Below are 15,126 nucleotides of genomic sequence, written 5' to 3'. Positions count from 1 at the left end.
CCCCTGCCGTCCAACTTCTGCGCCTGAAGCGCAAGTTCCTCTGCCTTGCCTGCTGAGACAGGTCTATCCGGATAGCCCACGTACACAAGTTCCTCTACGCCGTCATCTGCCTTGCGTATGCCGAGCCCGCTCATCTTATCACGAGGAGTTGCGCCATAGAGTTTAAGAATAAGATTCTGCATCTCATAGATGCGTCCGCCTGTAAGATAAATCATCTCCCGCTGATAATTGCCGATGTTTTCTATCAGGAAGGGTCTTGCCTGCTGTTCAACAAGCCTTGCGCGGGCAACCTGAATCCCAACCTTTCCAAGTTCGCAGCCAATCCAGCGACAGTTGAGCCTTTCAGCAACAGCTAATGTTGTGCCAGAGCCGCAGAAGAAATCGGCAATAAGATTACTTGTACTGCTATGGCACTGTAAAATCCTTGTGAGTAAATCTTCTGATTTTTGAGTATCGTAATAAGTTTTTTCGGGATCGGTGGGGCTTGTTATCTTTTTGATGTCAGTCCACCAATCATTCACAGGCGTACCCAAAGGGTTAAGTTTGGCATTTTCTCCTTTTACAGCAGTCCTCCCCCTTTGAACAGTACCTTCCGAATATGGTCTGTATTGAGTATTGAAAATCCATTTGCGACCTTTGGAATACCAAAGAATATTGTCGTGTTTTCTCGGGTATTCGGTTGGTGGGGTTCCTCCACCGCTATAACAATAAATAATTTCATTTCGATATCCAATATCGTCTTTTTCAAGTCCTCTACCGAAAATTTCATCTAAAAGTATTTTGACATAATGAACTATATGATAATCTAAATGAACAATAATACTTCCATCCTCCGCCAGCAGTCTTTTCATCAACTGCAATCTCGGATAGAGCATATCAAGGTATGAGTCAGTCCCTCCTGCCCATGTGTCTTTGTATGCAAGGCGCTCAATGACAGAGGGTTCTTTGGCGAATTCAACCCCCCGTTCAAATCCCCCCTTGCCTCCCTTTTCTAAAGTGGGGTTGTTGTTGATGGTCATTTTGTGGGAGTAGTCTGCCTTTGAATCAAAAGGCGGGTCAATGTAGATGAGGTTGATCTTGCCTTCATAACCCTGCGACAATAGGGCCTGCATGGCAAGCAAATTGTCGCCCCATATCAGGCGGTTCATCTTCTGCTTGTCAATCTCAGCCTCACCAATGATGCCGTCTCTAAATGACAAGGGGAGCTCTTCCCTGCGGACCGGGTTGGGAATCACGACCTCTGCGGTTTGAAATTCTATATCCTTGGGATTCGGCGCACGGCGCGGCTTGCTGTCCCACGTCAGCCTTGCTGAATCTTTCTTGCGGATTTTCCCGTTATTGGCCATGATTTCATACCGGAATTTTTTTGAGTTGGTATGTTAATCTATCAGAGAAATGAAACTGAGAAAAGAACTTTATTCACTGCGAATGCTGAAGCATCAAAGAACGTCTTCAAGCTCGCGCTCCTCGAGAATGGCCGAAGACAGTTTTACGCCCTTGACTGAAAGTCTTAAACCCGGTCTCTTCCAGGACGGAATGCCATGCTTCGGTGATACCGGTACAATTTCAGCAATGGGTTTACCATGCCGCAAGACAACAATAACCTCCCCATCCTCGACGATAGAGAAAAGGCTTGAGGCATTTTTGCGAAATTCGGTGAATGATATCGTCTTCATCTGAAACCCCTCCATTCTGTACAACAGCGTACATTAAAAGAGCAGAATGTCAAGAGGGTTCTCTTATCCTCCGTGAGCGGGGAGACCGCCTTCATCTTCCAGCACCTTCAATGCCTGAAGCAATGCGTCGGCCTTGTGCAGGGTCTCAAGGTATTCCCGCTCCGGGTCCGAGTCGGCCACGATGCCGGCGCCCACCTGCACGTGGGCGCGTCCGTCCTTGATCACGAAGGTCCGGATGATGATGTTGAGGTCCATGTCTCCGTTGAAGCCGAGATAGCCGATGGAGCCGGTGTACGGCCCGCGCTGCACGGACTCGAGCTCGTCAATGATCTCCATGCAGCGCACCTTGGGCACGCCGGTGATGGTCCCTCCCGGAAAGGCCGCCCGGATCAGGTCAAACAGATCCTTTTTCTCATGGAGCCGCCCGCGCACATTGGAGACGATATGGATCACGTGGGAGTACTCCTCCAGCGCCATGAATTCATCCACAGAGACCGAGCCGTAATCGCAGACGCGGCCGATGTCGTTTCGTTCGAGATCAATCAACATGATATGCTCGGCCCGCTCCTTTTCATTGGTAATCAGCTCCGCGCTCATGGCCTGGTCACCCCTGGCGTCTCTCCCCCTGGGCCGGGTCCCGGCAATAGGGCGGGTCTCCACGATTCTCTGATGCAGGCGCATGAGCCGCTCGGGTGAGGAACTCACCAGTTGAAAACCTTCAAAGTCCATAAACGCCGCAAAGGGTGAAGGGTTGATCTCACGCAGGACCTTATAGAGACGAAAAGGGTCGAGGTCCCCGATCTCTGCGGTCAGCCGCTGGGAGAGGTTGGCCTGGAAGATATCGCCCGCCCGGATATATGCCTTGGCCCGGCGGACCATCTCCATGTAATCTTCTTTCCCCATATTGGCGGCTACGGTAAAGTCCTTGGGTCCGGCGTCAGACTGAGCCGCTCTTTTCGAAGCAGGCGTAATCACCCTCTGGAGAAGCGCCTTGAGTTGTTCCGCACCCCGGTTGTATGCCCGGACCCTTTCTTCCTCTGCATCCGGGCGCCTCCTCAGCATGGGGACATGGGCCAGGATGATCTCCCGCTCCACATGATCAAAGACCACCACCGTATCCACGAACAGGAAATAGAGGTCGGGAATCTGAAGATCATCCCTGGCCGTCCTGGGGATGCGCTCAAGGAAGTGGACCGCATCGTACCCGATCATGCCCACGGCCCCGCCGGTAAAAAAAGCAAGGCCTTTCATTCTGACCATCGGGGTTTCCTGAAGCAGGCGTCGGAGCTCGGAAAAGGGGTTCCCCTGGATCAGGGTCTCATAGAGCCCTTCACGAATCCGGATCTGGTCATGCTTGCTCTCAAAGACCCGGAAAGGGCGTGAGCCCACGAAGGAATACCGGCCGATCTGTGATGTCCCCTTGACGGACTCCAGAAGAAAAGAATCCCTCCCCTCATGGACGCGCTCAAAGACCGAAGGCGGGTCGAGCGTCCCCATGGGGATCTTCAGGAAGATCGGAACCGCCTTGGGGCCCCGGGAAAGGTTTAAAAAATCCTTGAGTGTGGGGGTGATCTCTGCTCTTTCGGTTGTGGTCTCCATAGTGTAGATAGAAAATTTGTTTTAGATTCAACCATCATCCCTATGGCGCCGCCTTGATCACCCGGCCGGGGACGAAGAAGTGCGGACCGCCGAGATGGATGAGAAACTCGGTGCCGGGCTCTCCGATCTTCCAGACTCCGTCGAAGATCCCTCGGGTTACCTCAGCCTTGAGGGCCTTACCGATAAAAAGGGTATGGTCCCCGGACGTATAGGCGCTTTCCACCCGGCACTCCACATAGGCCACGCATTCCTTGATATGAGGCGCTTCCACAAATTCTCCGGGCTCGGACGTTAGTTCTGTCTCTTTGAACTTGTCCACGTCCCGGCCGGAATGGGTGCCGCAATAAAAGACCTCTTTAATCAGATATTCATTTGGAACATTGATGACATAGGCGCCGCTCCGGTCAATGAGCTTGTGCGAATGGTGACCCTTGGCCACAGCGACGGCAAAGAGGGGAGGATTCTTGCTGACCGGCGTCTGCCAGGAGACCGTCAGGATATCGGTCTCCCCCTTACAGGCCGAGGTCACAAGAACCGTGCAGCCCAGGGTGAGAAAGCGGTACGCCAGATCAATCTTCTCCGGGATTTTCATGGTAATGACTCCTTTTTTCACCCTCCCCTTTATCCCCTCCAGTCGAGGGAGGGGAAATTTTTCTATTGGCTATTTTCTATTTTTTCCCATCTCCTGACCCAGGGGACACTACGGCCAGGGAATATCTCGAAAGATCGATATACTTCCTGGCGATCCTCTGCACCTCCTTTGCCGTGACCTTCTCGATCCGTTCCGCATACTTCCGGTAGGCATCGAAGCCGTTCCCGTACAGTTCGTCAAGGGCCAGAGAGGATGCCATGGCCCCGTTGGTCTGGAGATCGATTTCAAACTGCCCGATCAGGTTCTTCTTGGAACGATCCATCTCGTCTTTGGAAACCTTTTCTTCACGGATGCGGCGAAGCTCGGCAATGATCCCTTCTTTTGCCTCGGCGAGTTTCTCCGGGCTGCAACCGATATAGGCCGCGAAGTATCCCGGATCCACACCCTCCTGGGTAAAGGAGGTCACGGCATAGGCCAGGCTTTTCTTGTCCCGAAGCTCCATGAAGAGCCGCCCGCTCTGCCCGGCCAGCACATTGTTCAAGACCTCAAGAGGATACCGGTCTTCGGATGTGACCGTGGCGCCGAGGAAACCGAGGATCATATGGGCCTGCTGGCGGTCCGCAGTCTCACGGCCTTCACGCACCTCATTCTGAGAAACCTCCTGTTTGATGTCCGGCTCGATGACCTTGTTTTTCTCCATCTTTCCGAAGAGGTCCTCGACCGCTCTGACCGCTTCCTTTTCCGTGATGTCTCCCACGATGGCGATCACCATCCGGTCCGGAGAGATCGAATCAAAATAGGCTTTTTCCAGATCCGTCTGCGAGAAGTCGGAAACCGTCTTCTCCTCTCCGATGACCCGCATTCGATAGGGGTGGGTCCGATACAGGGTCCTGCGGAAGAGGTTCCCGGCCCTCTGGGTCAGGATATCCTCCTGCTGTTTGATGTCGGTCAGGATATCCTGCCTGACCTTCTCCATCTCGGACGGATCAAAGGATGGATGCAGGAGGAGATCCGAAAGAAGATGCATCCCTCTAAAAAAATGCCGGCTCAAGATCGTGAGATCAGCGCCGAAGCTGTTCCGTCCGGAGAACCCGCTCACACTCCCGGCCATGTCCTCGATCTCCGCGGAGATCTCCGAGGCTCCGCGTTTATCCGTACCCCGATCCAGCATGGAGGCGATGAAATGATAGAGGCCGCTCGTGGCTTCGGTCTCGTAGCGCTGCGCACCCGGGAAGACGACCTTCACCGATACCGTGGGAACCGCATGATTCTCCTTGACGATCAGCCGGATGCCGTTTGCAAGGACAAGCTTCCGCGGCAGGCCCTCTTCCCCGGCTTTGGCCGGACGGGACGAATCGATGATCTTCCGGGTGATCTCTTCCACCATCCTCTTCAGACTTTCGGCATTGAGGTCCGTGCGCTGGTCTGGGGCAAGTAAAAGGGAAACGGTCAGATTCTCGGGCCTGAGATAGGTCCTGGCCAGGTCCATGATCTCCTGCGGTGTGACTGAGGCGATCCCCTTGAGGTAGGTTTTTTGATATAACGGGTCTCCGAAGTCGGATTCGTAATAACCGATCTTTCTGGCCTGGCCCTCCATGGACTCCTTGCTGTAAATGAAGTCGCTCTCCACATTGGTCCTCGCCCGGAAGAGTTCTTCCTCGCTCACCGGCTCCACCTGGAGGCGGTGAACCTGACGAAGGGTTTCCCTGAGGGCTTCTTCGATCTTCGAGACGTCCAGGGCTGCATCAATCAGCAGCATCCCCGGGTCTATGGGTGTGAAGGCATAGGAATAGATGCTGCGCACCAGTTCCTTTTCCCGCTTCACCTCCCGGTAGAGCCTGGAGGTCTCCCCCTGCCCCAGGATCATCCCGAGGAGGTCCAGGGCTGGATTCCGTGGATCGCGAAGATCGGGGATATGGTAGCCCATGTTCAGATAGGTCTGGGCGCTCTCCATCCTCGTGACCACAGCCCGGGTCTCTTTCTGCTCCGGCTCCTGCGGGACCTCATGCGTGAGATTCGGATTCGGGGCGTAACCGCTGAAGGCCTTCACAATCCGGGGAATCACCTCCTCGGCCTTGATGTCCCCGGCCACGATCAGGCTCATATTGTTCGGTACATACCATTGATGGAAATAGTTAAGGTATCGGTCCCGGGTAAGACCCATAAACGTCTTTTCGTAACCGATCACGGGCCTGCGGTACGGATGGGCCGTATAGGCCGTTTCGAACATCTTGATGCCCGCCACCTGGTCCTGGTCATCCTGCGACCGCTTGAGCTCTTCCAGTACCACCTCGGATTCCCTGGCCAGTTCGCCCGGATCAAATGAGGAGTTTTGGATGGCATCGGAAAGCACGTCCAGGCCCACATCAAAATACCGGCTGGCCAGGACGAGATGGTAGACCGTGTGGTCAAAGGAGGTATAGGCGTTGATGTTCCCCCCGGCGGTCTCTACCTCCCTGGCGATCTCCCCCACGCCCCGTTTTTTCGTCCCCTTGAAGAGCATATGCTCAAACACGTGGGAGATCCCGGCCTGGTCGTCCTGCTCATAACGGCTTCCGACCTTGACCCAGACCTGCAGGGCCACTACAGGAGCGGCATGATTTTCTGAGATGACCACGGATAAACCGTTATCCAGCACAATCTTGGTGAGACCCTCCATACGTAAAACCTCCTTGTATCCTGTAGAACCCGTGTCCTCGGCATTGCAAACCTCCGGGCGGATCAGCCCTGAAACAATCAGCGCCACTCCCCAAAACGTCCAAAACCTCAAAAATCTCCGAGTCATATCCCTTCCTCCGTTTTAAAACCCTCTAAAAATATTCCACCCTTAATCCGGGAATTTGTTAAGGGTGTACCATATCTGAAAAACACCGTCATATGCAATACCAAATTTTTTTTGACAGACCGCAGGTCATATTATAGAGTAGGGTCAGCTTTTTCAGATCACCTCCAAAAGCGTGGGCGAAAACATCAGGGGTCAAGGGTTCCAGTCTTTTTCTCCGGAGATTTTGCCTGCTTTTCAGTATTTCACTTGAACCCTTGGCCCCTTGATTCCTATAACCCTGGGGTGATGAAAATGAAAAAAAACAGGATCCTGGTCACATGCCCCAAGGCGATCCCCCCTTACCTGAAACAGGAAATCCTTGCTCTTGGTTTCCCGGTCCTGTCCGAGACGATCGCGAGCGTGGTTACGGAGGGGACCATCGAGGATACGTTGAAACTCAACCTCTTCCTCCGTACAGGGCACCGCGTGCTCTTTTTGATGAGAGAATTTGGTGCAAGAGATGCCGAAGACCTCTACAGGGGAATCTCAGGAATCCACTGGGAAGATTACATCGCTTCCGACGGGTACCTGTGCGTGACGTCCAGCGTGGAGAACCCGAACATCAGGGATTCACGCTATGTCAATGTCAAGTGCAAGGATGCCATTGTCGACCGGATAAAGCAAAAACGCGGCCGGCGGCCGGATTCAGGCCCTGAAAGAGACCGGACCGTGGTCCACCTCTACTGGAAAGGGGAACACTGTTCGGTTTATCTGGACACATCGGGGGAACCCCTTCCCAGGCGAGGATACAGAAAGATCCCCCTGAAAGCGCCGATGCAGGAGACGCTTGCGGCCGCCGTGGTCCTGACAACCGGCTGGGACGGCAACGGGAATTTTATCAATCCCATGTGCGGCAGCGGGACCCTGGCCGTTGAGGCCGCATGGATCGGATTAAACAGGGCGCCCGGTCTTCTGAGAAACAATTTCGGATTCATGCACCTTACGGGTTTTAATGCTTCCTTATGGAGTGCGCTTCGCCGGGAAGCAAAAAAACAAGAAAGAAAAACCCTGAACGGCAGGATCATCGCCACCGATATCAGCCGTAAAGCCGTTGAGGGCGCAAAGAAAAATGCAGCGCAGGCCGGGGTCGAGCATCTGATCGAATTCCACGTAGGCGACTATTCGGAAACTCCGGTCCCGGATGGCGGCGGCGTAGTTGTGCTCAATCCGGAGTACGGCGAGAGGATGGGAAAAACCGAAGCGCTCGAAGGCGTCTACAGGGGGATAGGGGACTTTTTCAAACAGAGATGCAAGGGCTATACCGGCTATGTTTTTACCGGCAACCCCGGCCTGGCCAAAAAGGTCGGACTGAAAGCAAAAAAGAAAATCCCCTTTTTCAACAGCGAGATCGAGTGCAGGCTCCTTGAATACGAGATGTATGAAGGGAGCAGGAAGATGAAAAAAACAGGCTCGTCACCACTCCCGCCGCCTTGACATTTTCGCCGCCTTCTGACTTAATTGAAATCAAGGATCGGATCAATCACTTTAATTGAATTTAGGTAAACCCCCGGCTTTGCCGGGGGACTCTTAGAGTTTGACCATTCCGGGAGTATGCAATTAACTGCAATGCTTTACCCCTCTCCCTTCCCCTCTCCCACAAGGGGCGAGGGAACTACCAGTGGGCCTTCCCCAGCCCTGGATGGGAGGGGATTGAGGGGAGGGTGTTTTTAATCGTTTGCGAATAGGCCCCTTTGAGGGGGCGGCAAACGTCAAGCCTCCGGCTTTGCCGGAGGTTGATGACTTGACGCTTCATGCTCATTGAGCCTTTGTCAAGGAGGTCTTTCATGGTCCGGAAATTATTCCATACGGAAAAGGATGTTTCGGCCCTGGTCCTTCGAGTCCTGCTCGGGATCGTTTTCTTCCCGCACGGGGCCCAGAAAGTCCTCGGCTGGTTCGGCGGTCACGGATTTGCAGGGACCATGAATAGTTTCACCGGTTCTCTCGGGATCCCTCCTCTCTTCGCTTTTCTGGCCATCATGGCGGAATTTCTCGGGTCCATGGGACTGATCGTCGGGCTGCTGACCCGGGTCGCAGCCTTCGGCATCGCCTCCGTCATGGTCGTGGCCGTATGGATGCTTCATTTCGGAAACGGCTTCTTCATGAACTGGTTTGGAACCCAGAAGGGAGAAGGGTTCGAGTACCATATCCTTGCTGCGGCCATTGCCATCGCCCTGATGATCAAAGGGGGCGGCCTCTGGTCGCTCGACAGAATTCTGTCAGAAAAAATGGGAAAGAGATGATTAGAGGATCCGGAGCAAGATCTTGCAGATCAGCCACGCCATGAGGATGCTCATGGGGAGTGTAAAGAACCACGCCAAAACGATCTTTCCTGCCACACCCCAGCGCACAGCCCTGATCCTTTGAGTGGCTCCGACCCCCATGATACTGGTCGAGATGACATGGGTCGTGCTGACAGGAAGGCCGAAAAAGCTTGATATGATGATGATCAGGCTTGCCGATGTCTCGGCCGCGAATCCGTGGACGGGCTGGAGCTTCAGCATCTGCACCCCGAGGGTCTTGATCACGCGCCAACCTCCTATGGCCGTCCCCACCCCCATGGCCATGGCGCAGACCAGGATGACCCAGAAGGGAACCTCAAGGGCCTGGAGGAAGCCCCCGCTGACCAGAGAGAGGGTGATGATCCCCATGACCTTCTGGGCGTCATTGGAACCGTGGGAAAAGGCCATAAAGGCGGATGAGACGAGCTGAAGCCTGCCGAAGACCTTGTTGATTTTACCAGGAGAGCGGGTCCCGAAGAATGCAAGGATTGCCTTCATCAGGCAAAAGCCTCCCAGAATCCCCAAGACCGGAGAAATTAAAAGCGCCAGAAAGATCTTGGTCAGTCCCGCATACTCCAGAATCCCGATCCCCTTGAAGGCCACGGCCGCGCCCATGAGGCTCCCGATCAGTGCATGGGAGGCGCTCACAGGCATCCCGATCAATGTCATGGCCGCATTCCAGAGAAAGCTCGAGATCAGGGCCGAACCCACCACGATATTGGTGACGGAATCCGGGGCCACGATTCCGGAGCCGATGGTCTTGGCCACGGCCGTGGAGGAAAACGCCCCCAGGATATTCATGATGGCGGAGAGGATGACTGCCTGTAAAGGGCTGAGCACCCGGGTGGAGACCACCGTGGCAATGGCATTGGCAGAGTCATTCCAACCGTTGCTGATATCAAAGAGAACGGCCAAAATCACGATGATAAGAATAACTTCAAGCATATTTTAAGACGATGCTCTCGAGGATATTGGCCACATCCTCGCAGCGGTCCGATGCATCTTCAAGATGTTCATAGATCTCTTTCCATTTGATGATCATCAAAGGGTCCTTGATGTCATCAAAGAGTTGTCCCAGGGCATCCCTGAAGATCCGGTCCACCTTGTTTTCCAGCCGGTTGATCTCAATACAGGTGTCGGAGACAAAGGAGTATTTTTTTTCTTTGAGATAACCGATGGTCCGGACAATGGCTTCGGTGGTCTTGTGGAGCGTCTTTGCCAGTTCAAGGGCCTGCGGGGTGCCGGCCTGTATCCTGAAAACGCTTAACCGATCCACGGCCCCCCAGATCAGGTCCAGGACATCGTCCAGCCGGGCCGCCAGGGTATGAATGTCCTCCCGGTCAATCGGCGTGATGAAAGTCATATTCAGCCTTTTCATGACCTCGTGCGTCAGGGTATCCCCTTTCTGTTCGAGGTCGTAGATTTTTTTGATCTTTTCTTCCAGGAGGGAAAAATCGGCAAAAAGATCCACGAGATGAGAGGACGCCTCATTGACATTATCCGCTGCTTGATCAAATATTTCAAAGAAATCGACCTGCTTGGGGAAAATTTTCATGTTTTTTACCTTATCGGGAACACCAGGCGCCGGATGAGGCCTGCCGGCTTTCTTTGTTATTTGTTTCAGATATTCTGAAAGACGAGAAGATATTAGCTGATCAGGTCCCTCCCGTCAAGGTATAATCACAGTTTAATGAAAATCATTTTTAAAATCCCTGCCGGATCAGCGCATCTCTTGCCGGGGATTGGGTCTGCGACAAATTTATAGGTAAATATTTCTCTAAGAGTGTCATTCCCCGACTCGATCGGGGGACCGGACAATGACAAACATATGTAATCCTGATGTGTACCCATAAATTTGTCGCACACCCCAGGGGATTTAAAAGAATTGACAAAACAGGAAAAATAAAATAGCCTGCGCCCATCCATGTGTATGGGTGGGCGCCTTAGTGGCCCTATTCGTAAATACGGTGGCATTCGAGTGCCGTAGGGCGGTCTCATCGGCGTTCCGCTCCTTGCGGTGTACCAGAGGGGTACGCCTCGGTCGCGCGCCTTGATGAACCCGCCCTACGACCCTCTCGGTACGTCACCATATTTACGAATAGGACCGCTTAGTTCTTCAAGGGATGGATGTTTTTATTATATTTTTAAAAAGGGTAAAGAATATGAAAATTCAAAAAGAATCGCATGTCACTATGGATTATCAACTGAGCCTCAAATCCGGGGAGGTGGTGGACAAATCCAAGCCCGATGAACCGATCGAGTTCATCTGCGGCTATAACCAGATCATCCCCGGTTTGGAAAAGGAATTAATGGGCCGGGAAGAGAACGACTCTTTTCAGGCAGTGATCCAGCCGGAAGATGGGTATGGGGAGCATGTTCCCGAACTGATCCAGAAGGTCCCGGTCAGCCATTTCTCTGAGGATTTGGAGCTCAAGGTCGGCATGACCTTTCAATCCAGGTCTCCCCAGGGGATGCCTGTGACCTTTGCGGTGACGGCTATCGAACAGGACATGGCGGAGATCGACCTGAACCATCCCCTATCCGGGAAGACTTTGGTCTTTGATATCGTGATCAAATCCGTCAGAAAGGCTTCTCAGGAAGAGATCGATGAGCTGAACAGCATGTCGTCCTGCGATCAGGGTGACGCTTCGCAATGCGGAAGCGGATGCAGTTGCGGCGGTTAGACCCTGAAAATTCGACCCGGGATACTGAATTCTCGAAACAGATAACTGCAAGATCATTACTTCTAATCAATATTCCAGGAGCAGATTATTGGTGCGGTTGATTAGTGCTTGGATTCGTAAATATGGTGACACATTTTTGTGTAGCAAGATCCGGTTAAATGCTCACTCAGTACTCAGTCCTGAGTTCATAGGTTCGTAATCGAAATTATGAATTGAAGGACTTAGTTTTTCTTCCATCTGCTCGAGCTTTTTCTGATAGGCATATTGCTGTTTATTGAGCTTTGCGTTCAGAAAATGTCCTATCAGCATGAACTTCACGTGATTCAGACCTTTGCCTCTCCATAAACAGGCTGCGCAAGAAGAGTTTAAAAAAAACTCCCGGAGCTTGTGGAAGCCGTCTGCCTGAAGAACCAGAACCATTTGCCGGTTCGTCTGATGTTTCAGGACGAGGCTCGCTTGGGTCGGATGAGCGATCCCCGTTCCTGCTGGGCGCCGGCGCCGTTAAGGCCCATGGTGAACCTGGCGCTGGTGCGGGAATTCAAGTATGAGTACGCGACTGTGAGTCCTTGGGGCCGTGGATTAAAAGTCTCAACTTGATTGCAAGTTAGAATAAGAAGCGGATCGGTCATGTCCGGCGTTCGAGTGCGGCGCTCTTGGTTTCCGGGATCTTTCTTCCGAAGATCCGGGTCAGATAGATGCTGAGTTCGTACATGATGACGAGAGGGATGGCCATACAGGTCTGGCTCACCGGGTCCGGAGGGGTGAGGATCGCTGCCACGATGAAGATGATGACGATGGCGTGTCTTCTTTTTTTGGCCAGCCCCTGGGAGGTCACGAATCCGATTCTGCTCAGAACGACCATGATCAAGGGGAGTTGGAAGACGAACCCGAAAACCAGGGTCATCGAGATATAGAAACTGATATAGCTTGCAATATTGATGGTGGACTGAAGTGTGGGATCAAAGCTGAGAAAGAACTCGGTTCCATAGGGGAGGATGACCAGGTAGCAAAGGCCTGCGCCGAGCAGGAAGAAGAGGCTCCCCATGATGATAAACGGCAGGACATATTTTCTTTCTTTCTCCAGGAGCCCCGGCGCCACAAACATCCACATCTGGTAGAGGATGACCGGGATCGAGAAGAAAAGACCGGCGTAGACCGATACCTTGATATGGACAAGGAAGGGTTCCATCAGGGAAAAATACCTGAGCGGCTCGTTTTTCATGGATTTCTTGATCGGCGCCTGGACAAACTCCAGGATTTGGAATCGGAAGATATAGCATACGATTGAGGCGGCCACGATGCAGATCGTCATCTTGATCAGCCTGGAGCGGAGTTCCACCAGGTGTTCGGTCAGGGGCATTTTTTTGTCTTCAATCATGACCTCAACCCAAGAATTTCACGGGATATGGACGGAGGATCCAGACTCCCATGAATGATATAAAATAAAAAACATCCGGCTACTCTTTTGCACCCATGGCCTCTTCCGCTGCGACGGCGATCTCCTCGAGGTCATGGTCCTGAACCGTTCTCACGTCCAGAATGAATCGGTTTTTTCTAATCCGTCCGATGACCGGGGGATCGGCAAAGCGGAAGGACTCTTCGATCTCGTTTACAGAAACCTTCGATGAGTAAAGGGAGACCACCCAAGTCGGGATGGCGGCTTCCGGTGAGGCGCCGCCGCCGACCTCGGAGACATCCTGCTCGACCTCGATAACCAGGGCGTCTCCAATTCTGGATCGGATCATCGCCGAAAGTTTTTCGGCCCTGAATTTCAGCTCGCCGGCCGGCAGGGTCATCATTCTCAGTGCGGGGATCCGTTTCAGGGCTTGGCCTGGGTCCATCCATTCCCGCAAGGTCGATTCCAAGGCCGCAAGGGTCATCTTATCGACCCGCAGGGCCCTGGTGAGCGGGTTTTTTTTGATTTTGTCGAGGATGGCTTTCTTGCCGGCCAAGATCCCGGCCTGCGGCCCGCCCAGAAGCTTATCCCCGCTGAACGTCACCAGATCGACACCTTCGTCAATGGATTCCTGCACCGTGGGTTCCTTTTTTAATCCGTATTCAGAGAGGTCGATCAGGCTCCCGCTCCCCAGATCCTCCACGAGCGGGAGGTCGAATTCGAGGGCGATCTCCTTGATCTCTTTGCGGGAGACCTCCAGGACAAACCCTTTCATTTCAAAGTTGCTCAAATGGACCCTGAGCAGGCAGGCGGTTTTCGGGCTGACGGCATTCCGGTAATCCCTGGGGTGGGTCTTGTTTGTGGTCCCCACTTCGATCAGGGTGCAGCCGGATTTCCTGATCACGTCAGGGATCCGGAATGAGCCGCCGATCTCCACGAGCTGGCCCCTGGAAACGATGACCTCTTTGTCCTCGGCCAGGGTGTTCAACGCAAGGAGTACGGCGCCGGCATTGTTGTTGACCACCAGGGCCGACTCGCTGCCGGAGAGCCGGCAGAGGATCTCTTCCACGTGGCTCTCGCGCGAGCCGCGTCTCCCTGTTTCAAGATCATACTCCAAGTTGGAATATCGGGACGAGACTTCCGCTACATGGTCCATGGTCTCCTGGGATAGGACCGAGCGGCCAAGATTGGTATGGATGACCACGCCCGTCGCGTTGATCACCGGCCGGAGTCGGCAGCGCCCCAGGGTCTTCATGGACTCCATGACGAGCGGAATGATCATCATCAGGCCGGTTTCCTCATCGGACATCGGAAATCCGGAGAGGATTTTCTCACGGATCCGGTTGAGGACACTCCGTATGGCATCCAGGATCAGCCATCTCGGCGTTTCCTTGAGCGCCTGCTGGATGTCCGGGGCATTCAGGACGGTTTCAACGGCGGGTAGATTCCGAAGTTTTTTGTTTCCTTGATTCACTCTTGGTTCCTTGTTTGATCCTCGGCGGCATCTCCCAAATGAGTTCTTAAGGTCTCCCTCCGGCTGTTCAGATTCATGTAAAATACCCTATCGCGCACATTCAAGTCAAGATGGTTCCGCGGGGATGTGCGACAAAAATGTCTGTCCTTCGATCCCCCGATCGGGCCTGTCCTCCGACTTGATCGGGGGATCGGAGGACAGGGCCAACCGGAGCATCCACTCCTTATGTTTTGTCTGGATTCCCCGATCGAGTCGGGGAATGAGTGTTAGAGAAATGGTTACCTATAAATTTGTCGCAGACCCGGGCGGAACCCTAAATCAGCGATAGAAAATCATTAAGAACAAAAAACCCTCTTGGTTTATAGGTTTCTGGTGAGTATAATACTCACCTGTAAGGTGAAACCGCCAACCAAAAGGGGTGATGAGATGATACAACAAACCGTGTTTCCTTTCAAGTTAGAATCGACATCCGAGGCTTTAACGGCCCATGGGGGATTATCCCTGCTCTCCGAGTTCAATGAGGGTCTTGGCCTGAAAGCCCTTGTGGAGTCCCAATTGCCGCAGCCCGGCAGCAATCGGGGATATTCTCCGTCGGTTTATGT

12 protein-coding genes and 1 pseudogene are annotated in these 15,126 nt (G+C 53.2%); 3 read left to right on the top strand and 10 right to left on the bottom strand.

Going from position 1 to position 15,126, the window contains the following annotated elements:
- The 5 genes and pseudogenes from AUK29_09125 to AUK29_09105 form a co-directional block, all read right to left on the bottom strand.
- A pseudogene (locus AUK29_09125) lies at nt 1–1,346 on the bottom strand (hypothetical protein).
- Nucleotides 1,347–1,439: 93 nt separating this feature from the next.
- Nucleotides 1,440–1,676 carry a prevent-host-death protein gene (locus AUK29_09120; GenBank protein OIP62155.1) on the bottom strand — a complete coding sequence of 79 codons (237 nt, stop codon included), beginning with the start codon at nt 1,674–1,676 and terminating at the stop codon, nt 1,440–1,442.
- Nucleotides 1,677–1,739: 63 nt separating this feature from the next.
- Nucleotides 1,740–3,275 (bottom strand): hypothetical protein, encoded by a 1,536-nt coding sequence (locus AUK29_09115; protein OIP62154.1) that lies wholly within the window; start codon nt 3,273–3,275, stop codon nt 1,740–1,742.
- Nucleotides 3,276–3,315: 40 nt separating this feature from the next.
- A complete protein-coding gene (locus AUK29_09110; GenBank protein ID OIP62153.1) occupies nt 3,316–3,867 on the bottom strand; it encodes a hypothetical protein in 552 nt (183 codons plus the stop codon).
- A 76-nt stretch (nt 3,868–3,943) separates the two neighbouring features.
- On the bottom strand, nt 3,944–6,526 hold the full coding sequence (locus AUK29_09105; protein ID OIP62152.1) for a hypothetical protein: 2,583 nt from the start codon (nt 6,524–6,526) through the stop codon (nt 3,944–3,946).
- 411 nt (nt 6,527–6,937) lie between these two features.
- Between AUK29_09105 and AUK29_09100 the strand changes: the two genes are divergently transcribed.
- Both AUK29_09100 and AUK29_09095 read left to right on the top strand, forming a co-directional pair.
- On the top strand, nt 6,938–8,125 hold the full coding sequence (locus AUK29_09100) for an RNA methyltransferase (protein OIP62151.1): 1,188 nt from the start codon (nt 6,938–6,940) through the stop codon (nt 8,123–8,125).
- Between the two features lie 350 nt (nt 8,126–8,475).
- Nucleotides 8,476–8,931 carry a hypothetical protein gene (locus AUK29_09095; GenBank protein ID OIP62150.1) on the top strand — a complete coding sequence of 152 codons (456 nt, stop codon included), beginning with the start codon at nt 8,476–8,478 and terminating at the stop codon, nt 8,929–8,931.
- Here AUK29_09095 and AUK29_09090 read toward each other — a convergent pair whose 3' ends face one another.
- Complete coding sequence (locus AUK29_09090; GenBank protein ID OIP62149.1) at nt 8,932–9,915, bottom strand: anion permease; 984 nt, start codon at nt 9,913–9,915, stop codon at nt 8,932–8,934.
- Nucleotides 9,908–10,525 carry a hypothetical protein gene (locus AUK29_09085; protein OIP62148.1) on the bottom strand — a complete coding sequence of 206 codons (618 nt, stop codon included), beginning with the start codon at nt 10,523–10,525 and terminating at the stop codon, nt 9,908–9,910. Before AUK29_09085 ends, AUK29_09090 begins: the two co-directional genes overlap by 8 nt.
- Nucleotides 10,526–11,132: 607 nt before the next feature.
- Here AUK29_09085 and AUK29_09080 point away from each other — a divergent pair.
- Nucleotides 11,133–11,654, top strand: a complete 522-nt coding sequence (locus AUK29_09080) for a hypothetical protein (GenBank protein ID OIP62147.1) — start codon at nt 11,133–11,135, stop codon at nt 11,652–11,654.
- 162 nt (nt 11,655–11,816) lie between these two features.
- Here the strand turns inward: AUK29_09080 and AUK29_09075 are convergent, their stop codons facing one another.
- The 3 genes from AUK29_09075 to AUK29_09065 all read right to left on the bottom strand — a co-directional run bounded on the left by AUK29_09075 (nt 11,817) and on the right by AUK29_09065 (nt 14,524).
- A complete protein-coding gene (locus AUK29_09075; GenBank protein ID OIP62146.1) occupies nt 11,817–12,074 on the bottom strand; it encodes a hypothetical protein in 258 nt (85 codons plus the stop codon).
- 205 nt (nt 12,075–12,279) lie between these two features.
- Nucleotides 12,280–13,032 (bottom strand): twin arginine-targeting protein translocase TatC, encoded by a 753-nt coding sequence (locus AUK29_09070; protein OIP62145.1) that lies wholly within the window; start codon nt 13,030–13,032, stop codon nt 12,280–12,282.
- 79 nt (nt 13,033–13,111) lie between these two features.
- Nucleotides 13,112–14,524 (bottom strand): L-seryl-tRNA(Sec) selenium transferase, encoded by a 1,413-nt coding sequence (locus tag AUK29_09065; GenBank protein OIP62144.1) that lies wholly within the window; start codon nt 14,522–14,524, stop codon nt 13,112–13,114.
- Nucleotides 14,525–15,126: the final 602 nt, after the last annotated feature.

The organism is Nitrospirae bacterium CG2_30_53_67 (genome assembly GCA_001873285.1).
In the GTDB taxonomy this organism is placed as follows: domain Bacteria; phylum CG2-30-53-67; class CG2-30-53-67; order CG2-30-53-67; family CG2-30-53-67; genus CG2-30-53-67.
Note: the sequence above shows the minus strand (reverse complement) of the source record. Positions and strands in the feature narration are given on the sequence as shown.